The following is an 18,013-nucleotide window of genomic DNA, read 5'->3' as shown; positions in this document are numbered from 1 at the left end:
GAGCACGAGCGTCACCCGCACCCGCACCACGGGCGCGTCCTTGGGTGACGCCCTACGGAATAGTTGAAATCGAAACGATGTTGCTCTGTCATGACCATGACCTCGACGCCCTTCACCCTCCGCCTGGCCCTCGCCGAAGGGCTGGCCGATCGCGGTGACCACGCGGCGGCCGCCAAGGCCTACGCCGAGCTCGTCGAGGACGCGGCGCGCGAGGACGTGGGACACGGCACGACCTCGCTGCGCACGTCGCTGGCGCGCGCCTACTTCGGGTCGGCGCAGCTGGGCCGGGCCGAGGTGGTCCTGCGCGAGCTGGTCGACGAGTCGCCCGACGACGGCTACCTGCACCTGCTGCTCGGCCGGACCCTGCAGCGCCAGCGCCGCCACGACGAGGCCCGTCGCCACCTGTCCCTGGCCAGCATCCTCGGTGACCACGAGCGCCCCACCGCCTACGGTGAGGCGAGCCGGGTGGACGCATGAGAGGACGCCGATGACCGACTACGGGCACGAGCTGCAGTTCGGGATCTTCCCGAGCCCCGACGCCGACCGGGCCGAGGACGTGCTCGCCATGAGCGAGGCCGCGGACGTCGGCGGGCTCGACCTGGTGACCATCCAGGACCACCCCTACCAGGCGAAGCACCTCGACGCCCTGACCCTGCTGTCCGTCATCGGCGCCCGCACCACGTCGGTGCGGGTCGCCCTCAACGTCGCCAACCTCCCCCTGCGGCCGCCGGTCGTGCTCGCCCGCAGCATCGCCACCCTCGACCGGTTGACCGGCGGCCGGGTCGAGCTGGGGCTCGGTACGGGTGCCTTCTGGGACGCGATCGTCGCCGCCGGCGGTCCCCGGCGGAGCCCCGGCGAGGCCGTGACGGCGCTGGAGGAGGCGATCGAGGTGGTCCGCGGCGTGTGGTCGGGGCACGGCTCGGTACGCGTCGACGGCGAGCACTACCGCGTGCAAGGTCTTCACGCCGGTCCCGCGCCGGCGCACGACGTCGAGATCTGGCTCGGCGCCTACAAGCCGCGCATGCTGCGCGTCACCGGCCGCCTCGCCGACGGCTGGCTGCCCAGCCTGGGGTATGCCGCGCCGGAGACCCTCTCGGCCATGAACGCCACCATCGACGAAGCCGCAGAAAGGGCCGGGCGCTCGCCGGCGGCCATCCGGCGCCTCTACAACGTCCACGGCCGGTTCGGGTCGGGCGCCGGGCTGCTCGCCGGCCAGCCGCGCGACTGGGCCGAGCAGCTCGCCGAGATCACCCTCGACCAGGGGATGAGCACCTACGTGCTGGCCGTCGACCGCGTCGAGGACGTCGAGCGGTTCGCGGCCGAGGTCGCCCCGCTGACCCGTGAGCTGGTCGACGCCGAGCGCCAGCGAGCGTCTGCCCGGCCCGCCGCCGACGCCGAGCTCACCGCGGACGCCGGGCCCGGTGCAGCGGGCAGTGAGGACCAGAGGCCCCTCGAGGTGCGGTCGGCGCCCTCCGGCACGCTGGTGCCGGCGGAGGTCTGGGACGAGTCCACGCGCCCGAGCGCACCCTTTGACCCGGACGAGCGCTTCACCGCGAGCCAGCAGGCGACCGGGCAGCACCTGGTCGACGTCCACGACCACCTGCGCGGCGAGCTCGAGCGCCTGCGCGACGTCGTGGAGCAGGTGGCCCAGGGCGAGGTCGACGCCGGCCGGGCCCGCAACATCATCAACGAGCTCACCATGCGGCAGAACAACTGGACCCTCGGGGCGTACTGCGCGTCCTACTGCCGGGTCGTCACCGGCCACCACACGCTCGAGGACCGGTCGATGTTCCCGCACCTGCGGCACAGCGACCCGCAGCTGGCCCCGGTCATCGACCGCCTCGAGCAGGAGCACCACGTCATCCACGACGTGCTCGAGCAGGTGGACCGCGCCCTGGTGCAGATGGTCTCCGGCGAGCAGGGCACCGCCGTGGTGCGCGAGGCGGTCGACCTTCTCAGTGCGACGCTGCTGTCCCACCTCTCCTACGGGGAGCGCGAGCTCGTCCCCGCCCTCTCGCGGCACGGCTTCAGCTGAGCCGGATCCGCGCCGTACCCCGTCGGGGCACGGCGCGGGCCGGGGTCAGACGGTGATGGAACGGTGGCGCTGGGCGACGCCGGCGGTGCCGTAGGGGTAGTCGTCGAGCTGCGGCGCGCTCACCTCGGAGAGCCGGTCGAGCTGCTCCTCGGTGAGGTCGAGGTCGGCGGCGGCGAGGTTGTCGGTGAGCTGCTCGACGTTGCGGGCGCCGAGGATCACCGACGTGACCGCCGGCTGGGCGGCGAGCCAGGCGAGGGTCACCTGGGCGGACGAGACGCCCTGCTCCTTCGCCACCGCGCCGACCGCGTCGATGACGTCCCAGGTGCGCTCCTGCTTGTTGCGCGGGCCGTAGGCCTCCATGCCGCGCTCCGGGTCCTCGCCCAGGCGCGACTCACCCGTGGGCGTGGTGTCGCGCTGGTACTTGCCGGTGAGCCAGCCGCCGGCCAGCGGCGACCAGGGCAGCAGCCCGAGGCCGCCGTCGAGGCAGGCCGGGACGACCTCGTGCTCGATGTCGCGGACGAGCAGGTTGTACTGCGGCTGCAGCGTGACCGGCGGCGTCCAGCCGTGCTCTCGGGCGGTGTGCACGGCCTTGGTGACCTGCCAGCCGAGGTAGTTGGAGAAGCCGTAGTAGCCGATCTTGCCCGCGGCGACCGCGTCGTCGAGGAAGCGCAGGGTCTCCTCGATCGGGGTCATGGCGTCCCAGGCGTGCATCTGGTAGAGGTCGATGTGGTCGACACCAAGCCGGGTGAGGGACGCGTCGAGGGCCTGGCGCAGGTGGCGCCGGGAGAGGCCGAGGTCGTTGTGCCCCTTGCCCATCGCGAAGCGGCCCTTGGTGGCGATGACGAGGTTCTTCGCGTCGTCCGGGTGGGCCTTGAGCCAGCGCCCGATGATCTCTTCGGAAACTCCGGTGGAGTAGACGTCGGCGGTGTCGAGGAACGTGCCACCGGCCTCCACGAAGGCCTCGATGATGGTGCCCGAGGTGGCTTCGTCGGCCTCCGCCCCGAAGGTCATCGTGCCGAGGCACTGGGTGGAGACGACGGTGCCGCTGGATCCGAGGGTGGTGTAGCGCATGGTTTCCACCGTAGGCGGCCTGGCCGACACCCGCGCGGCTGGCGGGTGTGGGTGGCCTTGGGCTGCTCTGCTGGACGGGTGTCAGGAGGGGCCCCTCCACTCTGGGAGGATGAGGGCCATGGCTTCGCTTGCTGACGCGACCCCGTCCATCGCCCTGGGCTCGCTCGACGGTCGCTACCGCGGCGTCGTCGCGCCGCTGGTCGACCACCTCTCCGAGCCGGCGCTCAACCGGGCCCGCATCCGGGTCGAGGTCGAGTGGCTCATCTGGCTCACGACCCACGAGGTGGTCCCGGGGGTCCGCGCCCTCACCGACGCCGAGCGGGCCGCGCTGCGCCAGGTCGTCGACGACTTCGGCCCTGCCGAGATCGAGGAGCTCGCGACCATCGAGCGCGAGACCCTGCACGACGTCAAGGCCGTCGAGTACTTCCTCAAGCGCCGCCTCACGGCCATCGCGCCTTCCCCCGAGGACGCGGGTCTCGCCGAGCTCATCCACTTCTGCTGCACCAGCGAGGACATCAACAACCTGTCCTACGCGCTCATGGTGCAGGGCGCCGTCCAACAGGTCTGGCTGCCACGCGCCACCCGCCTCGTCGAGGTGGTCTCGACGATGGCCTCCGACCTGCGCGCCGTACCCCTGCTCGCGCACACCCACGGCCAGCCGGCGACGCCGACCACCATGGGCAAGGAGCTCGCGGTCCTCGCCCACCGCCTCGAACGGCAGCTGCGGCGCATCGAGGGCGCCGACTACCTCGGCAAGCTCAACGGCGCGACCGGCACGTACGGCGCGCACCTCGCCGCGGTGCCGGAGGCGGACTGGCCGGCGCTGAGCCGCGGGTTCGTCGAGTCCCTCGGCCTGGAGTGGAACCCGCTCACCACCCAGATCGAGAGCCACGACTGGCAGGCCGAGCTCTACGCAGACGTCGCGCGCTTCAACCGCATCCTGCACAACCTCTGCACCGACGTGTGGACCTACATCTCCATGGGCTACTTCGCCCAGGTCCGCGGCCAGGGCACGGTCGGCTCGTCGACGATGCCGCACAAGGTCAACCCGATCCGCTTCGAGAACGCCGAGGCCAACCTCGAGGTCAGCAACGCCCTTCTCGACGTCCTCGGCTCGACCCTGGTCAACAGCCGGCTGCAGCGAGACCTCACCGACTCCTCGATGCAGCGCAACATCGGGTCGGCATTCGGCCACTCGCTGCTGGCCATCGACAACGCCGAGCGCGGGCTCGCCGGCCTCGACGCCGTCCCGGCCGCCATGGCTGCCGACCTCGACGCCAACTGGGAGGTGCTCGGCGAGGCGGTGCAGTCGGCGATGCGCGCCCTGGGTGCGCAGGGTGTCGCCGGCATGGAGAACCCGTACGAGCGGCTCAAGGAGCTCACCCGCGGCCGCCGGATCACCGGTGACGACCTACGCGAGTTCGTCGGCGGCCTCGGCCTGCCCGAGGACGTCGCGGCCCGGTTGTCGGCGATGACCCCGGCCACCTACATCGGCGCCGCCCCGGAGCTCGTCGACTTCCTCGACTGATCCCCTGACGCCCCGGCAGACTGGTCCCGTGGCCGGTCTGGGGTGGTTGGTGCTCGCGCTGGTGTTCCTCGACGAGGTGCTCGCCGCCGTGGCGGCCGGGGTATGGGGCGCCCACGCCGGCGCTGTGGTGCTCGCGGTGCTCGCGCCGGTCGCCGTCGTCGCGGTGTGGTGGGCGTTCGCGTCGCCGAAGGCCCGGTGGAGCGGCCCCGTGGTGCGGCCCGTCGTCAAGGTGCTCGTGTTCGGCTTCGCGTCAGCCGGCCTCTGGGTCTCCGGTCACCACACGGCTGCGGTCTCGCTGCTGGTGTTCTCGGTCGTCGTGAACGCCCTGGCCCAGCTGCCCTCCGTCCGGGCCCTGGTCGCGGAGCCGGTGGCCCCGTGACCGCACGCAGGGCGAGGCTCGAGGACCTGGCGGAGATCGCTCTGGCGCTGCCGGAGGTGGAGGAGGGCACGTCGTGGGGGCGCCTCGCATACGTGGTGCGCAAGAGGTCCTTCGTGCACTTCCGGGAGCCGCGGCCGGACGCGGTGGACCCCGACACGGGTGAGCGCATGGACGACGTCATCCTCTTCGCCGTCGGCGACCAGAACGACAAGGACTCCCTTGTCGCCTCGGACAGCCCGTGGTTCACGACACCGCACTTCGACGGCTACAACGCTGTGCTGCTGCGCGAGCGCGACCTCGGCCGGTTGACGCGGCGAGAGCTGGAGGAGGTCGTCACCGACGCCTGGGCCGCCAAGGCACCGAAACGCCTCGTCGAGGCGTACTTCGACGAGGCGTGAACGGTGCGGCCGGGTCGGCCCGGACGACGAGGGAGGTCAGACGGTGACCTTGCCGTTGGGGGTGTCGAAGGTGACGGCCAGCAGCCCGGGGGTGCCGTGCGGCGCGACGAACGTGAAGTCGATGACCGAGGACGTCTCGTCGGGCTTCATGTCGAGCCAGTCGCGGACGCGGGCCGGGTCGCCGGCGATCTGCAGGCCGTCGATGGTGACCTGGGTGTGCGCGGCGGTGGAGGGGTGCAGGCTCGGGTCGTCCCACTTGATGAAGAAGGGCAGCTGCGGGTCGGAGATCAGGCCCTTGACGCCGAGCTGGCGCCAGCGCAGCTCCACCCCGTCGGGGCGGTGGCGGTTGCCGACCACGGCCTCGCGGCCGATGCGCTGCTCGAAGGGGGCGAGGTCGTCGACCGCGACGACCCAGCCGAGCCATCCCCCACCGGCCTCGGACCGGGCGCGGACGGCCTGGCCGAACGGCGCCTTGTCGGAGGCCGGGTGGTCGAGCACCTCGACGACCTCGACATAGCGGTCATGGGCCAGCGGGAGGATCACGTTGCGAGTGCCGAAGCGGGGGTGGATGCCCCCGTCGACTGCGTCCACCCCGATGACCTTCGACAGGCGAGCTGCAGTGGCCTGCAAACCGTCGCGCTCAGCCGCATACGAAACATGGTCAACTCGCATACCCGACATCGTGACACACCCCGGGGAGTGCTCCTGACACGGGTGTGGTCAGTGTGACGCCCGGGCGCGGGCGGCGCCGCGCTGGCGCACCGCCTCGTAGATGACGATGGCCGCGGATGTGGCGACGTTGAGCGAGTTGGCCTTGCCCACCATGGGGATTCGCACCCGGTGCGCGGCGTGCTCGAGGACCTCGTCGGTGAGCCCGTACTTCTCGGCGCCCACCGCGATGGCGACGGGGCCGGTGTAGTCGACGTCCGTGTAGTCGAGGTCGGTGTCCGGGGTCGTCGCGACCAGCGCGATCCCACGGGAGTCGAGCCACTCGAGCGTCGCCGCGGTCGAGTCGCTGGCCACCGGCACCGAGAACACCGTGCCCTTGGAGGCGCGCACCAGGTTGGGGTTGCCCCAGTCGGTGACGGGGTCGGCGGCGATGACCGCCTCGGCGCCCGCCGCGTCGGCGGTGCGTAGCATCGCCCCGAGGTTGCCCGGCTTCTCCACCCCCTGGCACAGGACGGTGAGCGCGTCCGGCCCGACGGCGAGGTCGGCGCAGCGGCGCGCGACGGCCGGGACCACGGCGATGAACCCGTCAGGCCCCTCGCGGTAGGCCGTCTTCTCGAACGGACCGCGCGAGACCTGCACGGTGTCGACGCCCGCCCGGCGCACCTGCTCGACGACGCGCAGCTGGCTCTCGGGCTCGAGCATGAGCTCGGGGCAGTAGTACAGGGCCTCGGGCAGCACCCCGGCGTCGAGGGCGAGGGCCAGCTCCTCGTACCCCTCGATGAGCGTGCGCCCCGTCTCCTCCCGGGTGCGGCGCCGTCGCAGGGACGCGAGCGCCTTGAGCCTCGGGTTGGACGGCGAGGTGATGTTCAGGTCAGCCATGGCGCGCCCCAGCATGTCAGGTCGGACCTCCCGGGTCGTGCGGACGGGTCGTGCAGACTGTCCGCCATGAGCCAGACCGCCGTGACCGAGCGCTACGCGCTGCGCCAGAAGATCACCATGATGGTGAACCGCTACGAGATCCGCACCGTCGACGCCTCCGGTGCCGAGGGCCCGGTCGTCGCCGTCGCCCAACAGAAGCGGATGGCCTTCAAGGAGCAGGTGACCTTCTACGCCGACGAGGCACGCAAGCAGCCGGTCTTCTCCTTCAAGGCCCGCCAGCGCATCGACCTCGGTGCGACGTATGACGTGTTCGACGCGGCGGGCGCACCCATCGGCTGGTTCCGCAAGGACTTCGGCAAGTCGCTGCTGCGCTCCTCGTGGCACCTCGGCTCGGCCGACGGCCTCGAGGCGTTCGGCACCGAGCGCAACAAGAACGTCGCGATCGTGCGCCGCATCTGGGACTTCGTGCCCTACGTCGGCGAGATCCCGCTGCCGTTCCTGTTCCACTTCGACTTCACCGCCCCCGACGGCACGCTGGTGCTGAGCTCGGAGCGCAAGCGGTCCCTGCGCGACCGCTACGACATCCACGTGCCGCAGGCGAGCAACGGCTGGCAGCTCGACTGGCGCGTCGGTCTCGCGATGGCCGTGGCGCTGGACGCCCTCCAGTCCCGCTGAGGTCTCGGGCTCAGAGCAGGGAGAGGAGCACGGGGACGAGGCCGTCCTCGTCGACGTCGAGGGTGACCTCGTCGGCGACGGCCTTGACCTCGTCGGGGGCGTTGCCCATCGCCACGCCCCGGGCGGCCCACTGGAGCATCTCGAGGTCGTTGCGCTGGTCGCCGACGGCGACGGTGTGGCGCGGGTCGACCTCGAGCCGCCGGCGCAGGATCTCCAGCGCCGAGCCCTTGGAAACGCCCTCGGGGTTGAGGTCGAGCCAGGCGCTGAACCCGACGGCGTAGTTCACGCCGTGCAGGCCGATGCGCTCGGTCAGCTCGAGGAAGTCCTCCGCGGTACCCGTGGGTGAACGGAACGTCACACGGGTCACGGGTTCGGCGACCAGCTCCTCCCACGGCACGACCCGCAGCTCACCCTGCAGCTCCCCGTCGGGGAACGGCGCGCTCAGCTTGAACCCGACGCCCAGGTCCTCGACCGCGATGACGGCGTCGGGCCACTCGTCGCGCAGCAGCGTCAGGGCCGGCGCCGGGTCGAAGGTGACGGCCTCGACGACGCGGAACCCCTTGTCCTCCGCGGGATCCAGCTCGAGGGTGACCGCCCCGTTGGAGCACACGGCATACCCGGTGGTGATGCCCAGCTCGTCGAGGATGAACGTGGTCGCGGGGATCGACCGCCCGGTCGCGATGATGACGTGGTGGCCGGCCTCGACCACGGCCCTCACCGCGGCCCGGACCTCCAGGGACAGCTCACCGGCGTGGTTGATGGTCGTGCCGTCGACGTCGAGCGCGACGAGGTGGGGGCGGGCCATGGGCCCGAGCCTACGGAAGGCGCACGTGCTGCGGACCGAGGTCCGCGATCCGGCGCGCGCCGAGCAGCGCCATCGTGCGTCGAGCCTCGGTGGCGAGGATGTCGGCGGCGCGCTGCACCCCGGCCTCGCCTCCGGCCATGAGCCCGTAGAGGTAGGCGCGGCCGACCATGACGCTGCTCGCGCCGAGTGCGACCGCGGCGACGACGTCGGCGCCGGACATCACGCCCGTGTCGAGCATGATCTCCGCGTCGTCACCGAGCGCCTCGCGGACGTCGGGCAGCAGCCGCAAGGGCACCGGCGCGCGGTCGAGCTGCCGGCCACCGTGGTTGGACAGCACGATCGCGTCGACCCCGGCGTCCATGACGAGCCTGGCGTCGTGCACCGTCTGGATGCCCTTGATGATGAGCGGACCGTCCCAGTAGGACCGCACCCACTCAAGGTCGGCCACGGTCATGGTCGGGTCGAAGAGCGTGTTGAGCAGCTCGGCGACGGTGCCGTCCCACGACGCGAGCGAGGCGAAGGTCAGCGGCTCGGTGGTGAGCAGGTTGAGCCACCAGCTCGGGTGCAGGGCCGCGTCGGCGACGGTCCGCACCGTCAGGGCCGGCGGGATGGCGAACCCGTTGCGGGTGTCCCGCAGCCGGGCCCCCGCGACCGGGACGTCGACGGTGAGGACCAGCGCCTCGTACCCGGCCTCCTTGGCCCGCGTCATGAGCTCCTCGCCCGCACTGCGGTCCTTCCAGACGTAGAGCTGGAACCACTTGCGGGCGTCCGGTGCGGCTGCGGCGACGTCCTCGATCGAGGTCGTGCCCATCGTCGAGAGCGAGTAGGGGATGCCGATGCGGTCGGCGACGCGCACGACCGCCCGCTCCCCCTCGTGCTGCATCATCCGCGTGAAACCCGTGGGGGCGAACGAGAACGGCAGTGCGGAGGGCTTGCCGAGGAAGTCGGTCGTGAGGTCGATCGCGGAGACGTCCTGCAGGATCGCCGGGTGGAACTCGAGCCCGGCGAAGGTCTGGCGGGCGCGACGGAGGCTGATCTCGCCCTCGGCGGCGCCGTCGGTGTAGTCGAAGACCGACGTGGGGGTACGCCGCTTGGCCACCGCGCGCAGGTCGGCGATGGTGAGCGCGGCGTCCAGGCGCCGCTTCCTGGCGTCGAGCTCGATCGGCTTGGGCCGCAGCAGCGGCTTGAGCTCGGACCACTTGGGCAGCTGTCGCTCGGTCATCGGTCCAACCTAACCGCGACGGTCCGGGAGCACCCCCGGTGGACTAGACCGGCTTCAGGACCTCGAGGCCGAGGAAGGGCTGCAGCGCCTTGGGGACGACGACCGAGCCGTCGGCCTGCTGGTGGTTCTCGAGGATCGCGACCATCCAGCGGGTCGTGGCGAGCGTGCCGTTGAGCGTGGCGACGGCGCGGGTGCCCTGGCCGTTCGGGTCGCGCTCACGCGTGTTGAGCCGCCGCGCCTGGTACGTCGTGCAGTTGGAGGTCGAGGTGAGCTCGCGGTAGCGGCCCTGCGTCGGGACCCACGCCTCGCAGTCGAACTTGCGGGCCGCGGGGCCACCGAGGTCGCCGGCCGCGGTGTCGATCACGCGGTAGGGGACCTCGATCTTGGCGAGCATCTCCTTCTCCCAGCCGAGCAGCCGCTGGTGCTCCGCGGCGGCGTCCTCGACGCGGCAGTAGGTGAACATCTCGACCTTGTGGAACTGGTGCACGCGGATGATGCCGCGGGTGTCCTTGCCGTGCGACCCGGCCTCGCGGCGGTAGCAGGCCGACCAGCCGGCATACCGCTTCGGGCCGCCGGACAGGTCGAGGATCTCGTCGGCGTGGTAGCCGGCGAGGGCGACCTCGGAGGTGCCGGTGAGCCAGAGGTCGTCGTCGGCGAGCCGGTAGACCTCCTCGCCGTGCTTGTCGATGAACCCGGCACCGGCCATCACGTCGGTCTTGACGAGCGTGGGCGTGATCATCGGGGTGAACCCGTGCTCGACGGCCTGGGCGATGCCCATGTTGAGCAGCGCCAGCTCGAGCCGCGCACCGACGCCGGTGAGGAAGTAGAACCGCGAGCCGCCGACCTTGGCGCCGCGCTCCATGTCGATGGCCGCGAGCGACTCCCCGAGGGCGAGGTGGTCCTTCGCCTCGAAGTCGAATTCCGGGATCTCCCCGACCGTCTCCAGCACGGTGTAGTCGTCCTCGCCGCCGACCGGCACGCCGTCCTCGACGACGTTGCCGACCTGGCGGATCAGGGTGGCGAGCGAGGCCTGCGCGGCGTCCGCGTCGGCCTGCAGCTGCTTGACCCGCGCCGCGAGGTCCTTGGTCTGCGCCAGCAGCGCCTGCTTCTCGTCGCCCTGGGCCTGCGCGACCTGCTTGCCCATCGACTTCTGCTGGGCGCGCAGCTGCTCGAACTCCGTCAGGGAGGAGCGGTGGGTCTGCTCGGCAGCGAGGATCGCGTCGACGATCCCCTCGTCCTCACCACGGGCGCGCTGCGAGGCGCGGACGCGGTCCGGGTCCTCGCGCAGGAGCTTGATGTCGATCACGCGGGCCAGCCTAGCGAGCGTCCACCAGTCGATTTCCCGTTGCCTCCCGCGGCGGCCGGGCCCGATCCTTGCCGTATGCCGTCCGCTGCCACCCTGGGTGCCTTCGCCCTTGCCGCCACCGCGCTCATCCTGCTGCCGGGGCCGGCGATGCTCTTCCTCATCTCGCGGGGCATCGGGCACGGCAGCCGCCGGCTCGCGATCGCGTCGATGGCCGGCATCGAGACCGCGACCGCGCTGATGGTGGTGGCGACGGCGTTCGGGCTGTCCGCGGTCATCAGCTCGTCGGTGCTGGCCTTCTCGGTCGTGAAGTACGCCGGCGCGGCCTACCTGCTGTGGCTGGCGGTCCGCGAGTTCCGCAGCAAGGGGCACTTCGCCCTCGACCGGGTGCCGGTCACCAACCCGCGCCGGGCGTTCGGCGACGCGTTCCTCGTCGGCATCTCCAACCCCAAGACGGCCGTCTTCTTCGTGGCGTTCTTCCCGCAGTTCCTGCACCGCGAGTCCGGGCCGATCTGGTCGCAGGTGCTCGTGCTCGGCGCTGTGTTCGTCGTCATCGGGGCGGCGTTCGACAGCCTCTACGCCCTGAGCGCCGGCACCATCGGGCAGTGGCTCGGGCGCCACCCGCGGGCCGTCGAGCGGCAGAGGTACGTGTCCGGCTCGATCTTCCTCGTCATGGGTGGGGCGGCCGCGCTCACCGGCCACCCGCAGAAGGCCTGACGCGCTCCCTGCCCCGCGGTGGTCAGCGACCGTCTGCGGTCAGCGACCGACTGTGGTCAGCGCGGGTCAGCGACCTGCGGCGGTGGGGACGACGCCGACGTCGACGAGGTGGTGCGCGAGGTCGTGCAGCATGTACTGGCCGAGGGTCAGCACGGTGAACTCGGAGCCGTTGCTGCGCAGGCCGCGCCGCTGCCAGGCGTCGCCGTCCACCGCCTCGAACGTGCGGCAGGTCGCGACCGCGGCCTCCACGAGCTCGTCGGCGACGACGGACGGGTCCTGCTCGCCGTACCGGCCCGACACCGCAGCCTCGTCCTGGTCCCAGTTGGCGAACCGCGCCCCGTCCTCGGCGAGCATCTGGCGCACCCGGCCCTCGAAGACCCGGCACACGTCGCGCACGTGGCAGGCGTACTCCAAGGGCGACCACACGTCCGGCCGCGGGCGGCGCGCGGCGTCCGGGCGGTCGAGGACGCCACGCCACGGGGCGGTCAGCGACAGCACCTGCTCAGCGACCTGGGGGGCGATGACGGCGCCGGCCTCGAACCCGCACTCGGGGCAGGGCCGCTCGAGCGTCCAGGTCCAGTCCTTGGTGTCCGGCACCACCGCGTCGGCTGCTGCGTCCCTCATGTCGACGACAGTACGGCAGCCCGCCCACCAGCCCTGTAGCGTCGCCCCGTGCTCCACGAACACTCCGGTTGGGTCGCCCTCGTGGTGGCCGTCCTCGTCGTCCTCCTGCTTCTCGGTGTCGCCGGGTGGGCGGGGATGCGCGGAAGCAGGTCGGGTGGTGCCCATCGGGGACGCCGGTGGGGGCGCCGCCCGCACCGCAACGACTTCCGCCCGGAGGGCACCGTGCCAGAGACCCCCACGCGACGCGCCGCGATCATCATCAACCCGACGAAGTTCGACGACCTGGCCGCGGTCAAGCGGCAGATCACCGAGGAGTCGGCGGCGCTCGGCTGGGCCACCCCCCTGTTCCTCGAGACCACGCAGAAGGACGTCGGCCAGGGCCAGACCCGTCAGGCGCTCGAGCAGGACGTCGACCTCGTCTGCCCGCTCGGCGGCGACGGCACGGTCCGGGCGGTCGCCGAGGCGCTCGTCGGCAGCGACACCCCCATGGGGCTCCTGCCCGGCGGCACCGGCAACCTGCTGGCGCGCAACCTCGACCTGCCCGTCGACGACCTCGGTGACGCGCTCCGGGTCGCCCTCATGGGCCAGAACAAGCGGGTCGACGTCGGCCGCCTGACCATCGACCAGTCCGGCGAGCACGAGCGACCCGCGCAGCACATCTTCCTCGTCATGGCCGGGCTCGGCTTCGACGCCGCGATCATGGCCGACGCCCCCGAGGGCCTCAAGGCCAAGGTCGGTCCCGCCGCCTACGTCGTGTCGGGCGCGAAGAACCTGCGCGGCGCCCAGTTCAAGGTGCGCGTGAAGTTCGACGACCAGGAGGAGCTCAGCCGCCGCGCCCGCACGGTCGTCATCGGCAACTGCGGCAAGCTGCTCGGCGGCCTCGTCCTCATGCCCGAGGCGGAGGTCGACGACGGCCTGCTCGACACCGTCGTGCTCTCCCCGAAGGGTGTCGTCGGCTGGGCCGCGGTCGCCGCGCGCATCGCGTCCAAGAAGCGGGCCGGCCACGAGCGGGTGGACCACCACACCTCCGAGACGGTCCGCGTGCGCGCCGACCGGCCGCAGGAGGTCCAGATCGACGGCGACACCCTCGGCAAGGCCCGGGCCATCGCCGCGGAGGTCGTGCCCGGCGCCCTGGTCGTCCGCGTCGGGTCGCCGGCCTGATGGGCGCGACGACGGCCAGCCGGGACGGGCGCGTGGGGCCCGGCCCCAGCCGCGCCTTGAGGCTGGCCCGCGGCGTCGTCGCCATGGTCCTGTTCACCCTGCCCGTGCTGCTCCTGGGGTATGCCGTGCGCCAGAAGTTCGACCCCCTGGTCCGGTTCGACGAGGACGTGATCCGCGCGACCACGACCGCGACCCGCGACCACGGGCTGTCGGGGCTGTTCCTGTTCATCCAGGCCGTGAGCCAGCCCTGGGTCGTCTACATCCTGGCCACCCTGGTCGCGCTGTGGACGTGGCTGCGCAAGGGGCTGCGCAACCGGGCGCTGTGGGCGTTCGTCACGATGATGGTTGCCTGGAACGTCGGACTGCAGGCCAAGTCGCTGGTCGGCCGAGCTCGGCCGGTCGTGCAGGACCCGATCTCGCACGCGCCGGGCTACTCGTTCCCCTCCGGCCACGCGTTCAACATCGCGGTGGTCGCCACGGTCATGGTGTTCCTGCTCTGGCCGCTGCTGACGACGACCGGCCGCCGGGTCGGGGTCGCGGTCGCCGTGGTGGTCGTCCTGGTCGTCGGGCTGGACCGGCTCATGGTCGGCGCGCACTTCCCTTCCGACGTCCTTGCAGGGTATGTGCTGGGTGTGGGCATTACGTTCTCCTCATGGCTCGGATTCATTGGCAAGAAGGCCGCGACCTCGTCACCCGGACCGTCCTCCCCGGCATAGGGGTCTGGGCGGTCGTGGTCGGGCTCGGACTGCTCATCACCGGGCCGCTGGCCGTGATCGACCACCACGAGGACCGCATCTCCGCTGACTTCAACCGCGCGCGGACCGACACCCTCGACCCCGTCAGCACGGTGTTCTCGCACGTCGGCAACACCGAGTACGTCATCGGGGTCTGCCTGCTCGTGGTGGCGATCCTGTGGTGGCGCACCCGTGACCTGCGCTGGTCGGTCGTGCCGCTGGTCTCGATCTCGTTGCAGGCCACCATCTTCCTGTTCGCGACCATGGCCGTGGGGCGCCAGCGCCCGCCGGCGATCCCCATGGACGCGTCGCCGCCCACCTCGAGCTACCCGAGCGGCCACACCGGCGCCTCGACCGCGCTCTACTTCTCGCTCCTGCTCATGGCCGCCACCCGTATCGAGCGCGACGGCCTGCGCCGTCTCGTGATGACCGTCTGTGGTGTCCTGCCCGTGCTCGTCGGGCTCGCCCGTCTCTACCGCGGCGCCCACCACATCTCCGACGTCGTCGCCGGCATGCTCAACGGCCTCGTCTGCGCCCTGCTCGCCTACCACTGGTGGAAGGCGACCCGCCGCGAGAAGGCCGCCCAGCGCGTGGCCGCTGCCGTCGCCTGAGTCCGACGACCCGGGCGGCGGCCGCGCCCGCCTGGCTCCGACGACTCGGGTGCACGGCCCCGGTCCCGGTGGGATAGTCGGCTCGTGCCCGAGCCGACTGCGCACCGCGCCCAGACGATCTCCTACCCGGCAGCCGCGGACGCGCGGGCCTCACGGGCAGCGCTCGAACGCGCCGAGCCCCATGTCGTCGTCATCTTCGGGGCGACCGGCGACCTCGCCCGGCGCAAGCTGCTGCCCGCACTGGCCCACCTCGCCGCCTCCGAGCTCGCCCCCGCGATACGCGTCGTCGGGACCTCTCTGGAGGAGCTGACCGACGCGGAGTTCCGCGAGTTCGCGCGCAAGGCCGTCGAGGACTACGGCACCCACCGGCTGACCCCGGAGCAGTGGGACCGGTTCGACGACCACCTCGTCTACGTCCCCCAGTCGGCCGGCCCCGGTCCCCTGGCGGAGGCGGTGCACCGCGCGGAGAAGGAGCTCGGGCCGGACGTCCTGCGGCTGCACTACCTCTCGGTGCCACCTCGCGCGGCTGTCGCCGTCATCCAGGTCCTGCGGGACGCGCAGCTCGTCGAGCGGTCACGGGTCGTCATGGAGAAGCCGTTCGGCGAGGACCTCGAGACCGCGATCGCTCTCAACGGCCAGGTGCACGAGACGTTCGACGAGAGCCAGATCTTCCGGATCGACCACTTCCTCGGCAAGGAGGCGGCCCAGAACATCCTCGCGTTCCGGTTCGCCAACGGGCTGTTCGAGCCGATCTGGAACCGCAACTTCATCGACCACGTGCAGATCGACATCCCCGAGACCCTCGGCCTCGACGAGCGCGCCAGCTTCTACGAGGCGACCGGCGCCTACAAGGACATGGTGGTCACGCACCTGTTCCAGGTCATGGCGTTCGTGGCGATGGAGCCGCCGACCGCGCTGGAGCCGCGGGCGATCTCGGAGGAGAAGAACAAGGTCTTCCGGTCACTGCTGCCCGTCGAGCCGCAGGACGTCGTGCGCGGGCAGTTCACCGGCTACACCAGCCTCGAGGGGGTGCCGGGCGACTCCGACACAGAGACGTTCATCGCGCTCAAGGTCGGCCTCGACAACTGGCGGTGGGCCGGCGTGCCGTTCTACCTGCGCACCGGCAAGCGGATGGCCGAGGGCGCACGCATCATCTCGATCGCGTTCAAGGAGGCGCCGCGGTCGATGTTCCCGGCGCACTCGGGGGTCGGCAACGCGGGCCCGGACCACCTGACCTTCGACCTCGCCGACGAGTCCAAGGTGTCGCTCTCGTTCTACGGCAAGCGCCCCGGCCCCGGCATGCGCCTGGAGAAGCTGTCGATGCAGTTCTCCACGCAGGAGACCGAGCGCGCCGGCGACGTCCTCGAGGCGTACGAGCGGCTGATCCTCGACGCCATGCGCGGCGACCACACGCTGTTCACGACGGCCGAGGGCATCGAGTCGCTGTGGGAGCGGTCGGCGCCGCTGCTGGCCAACCCGCCCGAGGTCAAGTCCTACCCGCCGGGCACCTGGGGCCCGAACGCCATCCACCAGCTCGTCGCACCGCACGCCTGGCGCCTGCCGTTCGAACGCGCCTGGCGCGAGAAGTAGCCGGCCCCACGCCATACCCCTCGCCGCCGCACCGCCGCACCGCCGCGCCGCCGCACCGCCGCGCCGCCGCGCCCGCCGCACCGCCGCATCGCCGCGCCGCCGCACCCCTCGCCCCGGCAAAGCGGGTGTCGTTCGGCAATCCGGGACCTATTTGTGCAGGTGTCCCGGAANCGCCAGGAGCGTCAGGCGCGGGTCGTCCGGCGCCGGTCAGGTGCGGAGGGAGCGGAGCCAGGCGCGGGCCTCGGCGAAGGCGTCGTCGGTGGTGTGGGGGGTGACCCGGACCGCGGTGCCGTGGGCCGCCGGGTAGCTGCCGAGGAACCGCACCTCGGCGCAGACCCGCTTGAGCCCGAGCAGAGCCTCACCGACCCGCTCGTCGAGCACGTGCCCCTCGATGTCGACGGAGAAGCAGTAGCTGCCCATCGAGGCCTTGGTGGGGCGTGACTCCAGCCGGGACATGTTGATGCCGCGCACCGCGAGCTGCTCCAGCAGCTCGAGCAGCCCACCGGCGTGGTCGTCGCGCTGGAACAGCACCAGCGTCGTCTTGTCTGCCCCCGTGCGGTCGGGCAGCCGCCCTGGCCGCGCCACGAGCACGAACCGCGTGACCGCCGCGGCGTTGTCGCCGATGTCCTCGGCGAGCACCTCCAGCCCGTGGTTGGTGGCGGCGACCGGGGCGCAGACCGCCGCCTGGTATGCCGCCTGCTCACCCGCCGTACCCGGGCCCTCCCCCGCCAGCCCCGCCGCCGCAGCAGCGGTCGACAGGGTCGGCACGTAGGTCGCGGAAGCCAGGTGGGCGTCCATCCAGCCGCGGACCTGGGCCCACGCGTGGCTGTGCGTGCCGACCGCGCGAACCTGCTCCAGCGGCGTACCCGGTCGGGCCGCGAGCACGAACGTGATGGGGACGAGCACCTCGGCGACCACGACGAGGGGGTCGCCGCTGGCCAGGGCGTCGAGCGTGGCGCTCACGCCGCCCTCGACGGAGTTCTCGATCGGCACCATCGCGCCGTCGACCTCACCGGCACGCAGCAGGGCCAGGGCGGCGTCGACCGAGCCGCAGGGCCGGTGCTCGGCGCCGGCCGACGGCTCCCAGGCGTCGAGGGCCATCTGGGTGAAGGTGCCGGCCGGTCCGAGGTAGGCGTACCGGGCGGGGGCGGGGGAGGTCGGGGTGCTCACGGGTGTCACGCCTTCTGGTGTCCGGTGCGGGCGGCGGCGAGGGCCTGCTGCTCCTCGGGGGTCAGGGTCGCGTCGGAGCCGCCGCCGACGACACCCTTGGCGTAGGTGCGGGACTCGCCGCGTGCGTGGATGGAGGAGAACACCAGGCCGTCACCGCGGTCGTCGACCACCGCCGCGCTGAACGACAGCCGCCCACCCATGTCGCCGAACGCGTCGTAGCGCACCACGGCCACGTGCCGCAGCGCCTGGGCGATGTCGGACCGCAGGGCCGCGAGGTCACCTGCACCCACCGGTCGCTGCGACTCGACGTGCCGCAGGCGGCCGCGCACCTGCGCCGCCTGCGCGACGGCCCACGCGGCGACCGCCAGCGCGAGCGACGCGACGACGAGGGCGGTCAGGGCCACGGCGGTGTCGGACACCCCGGAAGCGTATTGGGGGCGCG

Annotated in this window: 20 protein-coding genes; 11 read left to right on the top strand and 9 right to left on the bottom strand. The window is 72.1% G+C overall.

Annotated elements, in window-relative coordinates; genetic code table 11:
- The first annotated feature begins 90 nt into the window (after window positions 1–90).
- Window positions 91–477, top strand: coding sequence for a tetratricopeptide repeat protein (locus ASG70_RS05810; RefSeq protein WP_056882905.1), 387 nt, complete (start codon window positions 91–93; stop codon window positions 475–477).
- 10 nt (window positions 478–487) lie between these two features.
- On the top strand, window positions 488–2,035 hold the full coding sequence (locus tag ASG70_RS05805; protein WP_056882904.1) for an LLM class flavin-dependent oxidoreductase: 1,548 nt from the start codon (window positions 488–490) through the stop codon (window positions 2,033–2,035).
- A gap of 45 nt (window positions 2,036–2,080) precedes the next feature.
- On the opposite strand, the gene ASG70_RS05800 is transcribed toward ASG70_RS05805, so the two are convergent.
- Window positions 2,081–3,106 (bottom strand): aldo/keto reductase, encoded by a 1,026-nt coding sequence (locus tag ASG70_RS05800; protein WP_056882903.1) that lies wholly within the window; start codon window positions 3,104–3,106, stop codon window positions 2,081–2,083.
- 118 nt (window positions 3,107–3,224) lie between these two features.
- Here ASG70_RS05800 and purB point away from each other — a divergent pair, with 118 nt between their 5' ends.
- From purB to ASG70_RS05785, 3 genes are read left to right on the top strand one after another with little or no spacing between them, the layout of a single operon-like run.
- Window positions 3,225–4,634 (top strand): adenylosuccinate lyase, encoded by a 1,410-nt coding sequence (gene purB, locus ASG70_RS05795; protein WP_056882902.1) that lies wholly within the window; start codon window positions 3,225–3,227, stop codon window positions 4,632–4,634.
- A gap of 28 nt (window positions 4,635–4,662) precedes the next feature.
- Window positions 4,663–5,013, top strand: coding sequence for a DUF2568 domain-containing protein (locus ASG70_RS05790; RefSeq protein WP_162253889.1), 351 nt, complete (start codon window positions 4,663–4,665; stop codon window positions 5,011–5,013).
- Entirely contained in the window at window positions 5,010–5,411 is a 402-nt protein-coding gene (locus tag ASG70_RS05785) for an MmcQ/YjbR family DNA-binding protein (RefSeq protein ID WP_200949205.1), read from the top strand. The genes ASG70_RS05790 and ASG70_RS05785 overlap by 4 nt, the downstream gene beginning before the upstream one ends.
- Before the next feature lie 36 nt (window positions 5,412–5,447).
- Here the strand turns inward: ASG70_RS05785 and ASG70_RS05780 are convergent, their stop codons facing one another.
- Window positions 5,448–6,083: a VOC family protein gene (locus ASG70_RS05780; protein ID WP_056882900.1), complete on the bottom strand. Its 636-nt coding sequence runs from the start codon at window positions 6,081–6,083 to the stop codon at window positions 5,448–5,450.
- A gap of 48 nt (window positions 6,084–6,131) precedes the next feature.
- Complete coding sequence (locus ASG70_RS05775; RefSeq protein ID WP_056883233.1) at window positions 6,132–6,959, bottom strand: RNA methyltransferase; 828 nt, start codon at window positions 6,957–6,959, stop codon at window positions 6,132–6,134.
- A gap of 66 nt (window positions 6,960–7,025) precedes the next feature.
- On the opposite strand from ASG70_RS05775, the gene ASG70_RS05770 reads away from it, so the two are divergent.
- On the top strand, window positions 7,026–7,634 hold the full coding sequence (locus tag ASG70_RS05770; RefSeq protein ID WP_056882899.1) for a hypothetical protein: 609 nt from the start codon (window positions 7,026–7,028) through the stop codon (window positions 7,632–7,634).
- Between the two features lie 10 nt (window positions 7,635–7,644).
- Here ASG70_RS05770 and ASG70_RS05765 read toward each other — a convergent pair whose 3' ends face one another.
- The 3 genes from ASG70_RS05765 to serS are packed head-to-tail and all read right to left on the bottom strand — an operon-like array spanning window position 7,645 to window position 10,967.
- Window positions 7,645–8,439, bottom strand: a complete 795-nt coding sequence (locus tag ASG70_RS05765; protein ID WP_056882898.1) for an HAD family hydrolase — start codon at window positions 8,437–8,439, stop codon at window positions 7,645–7,647.
- A gap of 10 nt (window positions 8,440–8,449) precedes the next feature.
- Window positions 8,450–9,661 (bottom strand): alpha-hydroxy acid oxidase, encoded by a 1,212-nt coding sequence (locus ASG70_RS05760; RefSeq protein ID WP_056882897.1) that lies wholly within the window; start codon window positions 9,659–9,661, stop codon window positions 8,450–8,452.
- A gap of 43 nt (window positions 9,662–9,704) precedes the next feature.
- Window positions 9,705–10,967 carry a serine--tRNA ligase gene (serS, locus tag ASG70_RS05755; RefSeq protein ID WP_056882896.1) on the bottom strand — a complete coding sequence of 421 codons (1,263 nt, stop codon included), beginning with the start codon at window positions 10,965–10,967 and terminating at the stop codon, window positions 9,705–9,707.
- A 75-nt stretch (window positions 10,968–11,042) separates the two neighbouring features.
- On the opposite strand from serS, the gene ASG70_RS05750 reads away from it, so the two are divergent.
- On the top strand, window positions 11,043–11,681 hold the full coding sequence (locus ASG70_RS05750) for a LysE family translocator (RefSeq protein ID WP_056882895.1): 639 nt from the start codon (window positions 11,043–11,045) through the stop codon (window positions 11,679–11,681).
- Between the two features lie 66 nt (window positions 11,682–11,747).
- Here the strand turns inward: ASG70_RS05750 and ASG70_RS05745 are convergent, their stop codons facing one another.
- The gene (locus ASG70_RS05745) at window positions 11,748–12,305 is read right to left on the bottom strand and encodes a DinB family protein (RefSeq protein ID WP_056882894.1); all 558 of its coding nucleotides are present in this window, start codon (window positions 12,303–12,305) and stop codon (window positions 11,748–11,750) included.
- 48 nt (window positions 12,306–12,353) lie between these two features.
- Between ASG70_RS05745 and ASG70_RS05740 the strand changes: the two genes are divergently transcribed.
- From ASG70_RS05740 to zwf, 4 genes are all read left to right on the top strand, one after another.
- A complete protein-coding gene (locus ASG70_RS05740) occupies window positions 12,354–13,466 on the top strand; it encodes a diacylglycerol kinase family protein (protein WP_056882893.1) in 1,113 nt (370 codons plus the stop codon).
- A 32-nt stretch (window positions 13,467–13,498) separates the two neighbouring features.
- Window positions 13,499–14,182, top strand: coding sequence for a phosphatase PAP2 family protein (locus ASG70_RS05735; protein WP_235531368.1), 684 nt, complete (start codon window positions 13,499–13,501; stop codon window positions 14,180–14,182).
- A complete protein-coding gene (locus ASG70_RS05730; RefSeq protein ID WP_056882892.1) occupies window positions 14,119–14,811 on the top strand; it encodes a phosphatase PAP2 family protein in 693 nt (230 codons plus the stop codon). Before ASG70_RS05735 ends, ASG70_RS05730 begins: the two co-directional genes overlap by 64 nt.
- 84 nt (window positions 14,812–14,895) lie before the next feature.
- Window positions 14,896–16,401, top strand: coding sequence for a glucose-6-phosphate dehydrogenase (zwf, locus tag ASG70_RS05725; protein WP_056882891.1), 1,506 nt, complete (start codon window positions 14,896–14,898; stop codon window positions 16,399–16,401).
- A 207-nt stretch (window positions 16,402–16,608) separates the two neighbouring features.
- On the opposite strand, the gene pheA is transcribed toward zwf, so the two are convergent.
- Together pheA and ASG70_RS05715 are read right to left on the bottom strand one after the other, a co-directional pair.
- Complete coding sequence (gene pheA / locus ASG70_RS05720) at window positions 16,609–17,571, bottom strand: prephenate dehydratase (protein ID WP_056882890.1); 963 nt, start codon at window positions 17,569–17,571, stop codon at window positions 16,609–16,611.
- Window positions 17,572–17,576: 5 nt separating this feature from the next.
- Window positions 17,577–17,990 carry a DUF4446 family protein gene (locus ASG70_RS05715; protein WP_056882889.1) on the bottom strand — a complete coding sequence of 138 codons (414 nt, stop codon included), beginning with the start codon at window positions 17,988–17,990 and terminating at the stop codon, window positions 17,577–17,579.
- Between the last annotated feature and the right edge of the window lie 23 nt (window positions 17,991–18,013).

Source organism: Phycicoccus sp. Soil748 (assembly GCF_001428025.1).
GTDB lineage: Bacteria > Actinomycetota > Actinomycetes > Actinomycetales > Dermatophilaceae > Pedococcus.
This window is presented reverse-complemented; position numbering and strand designations above follow the sequence as displayed.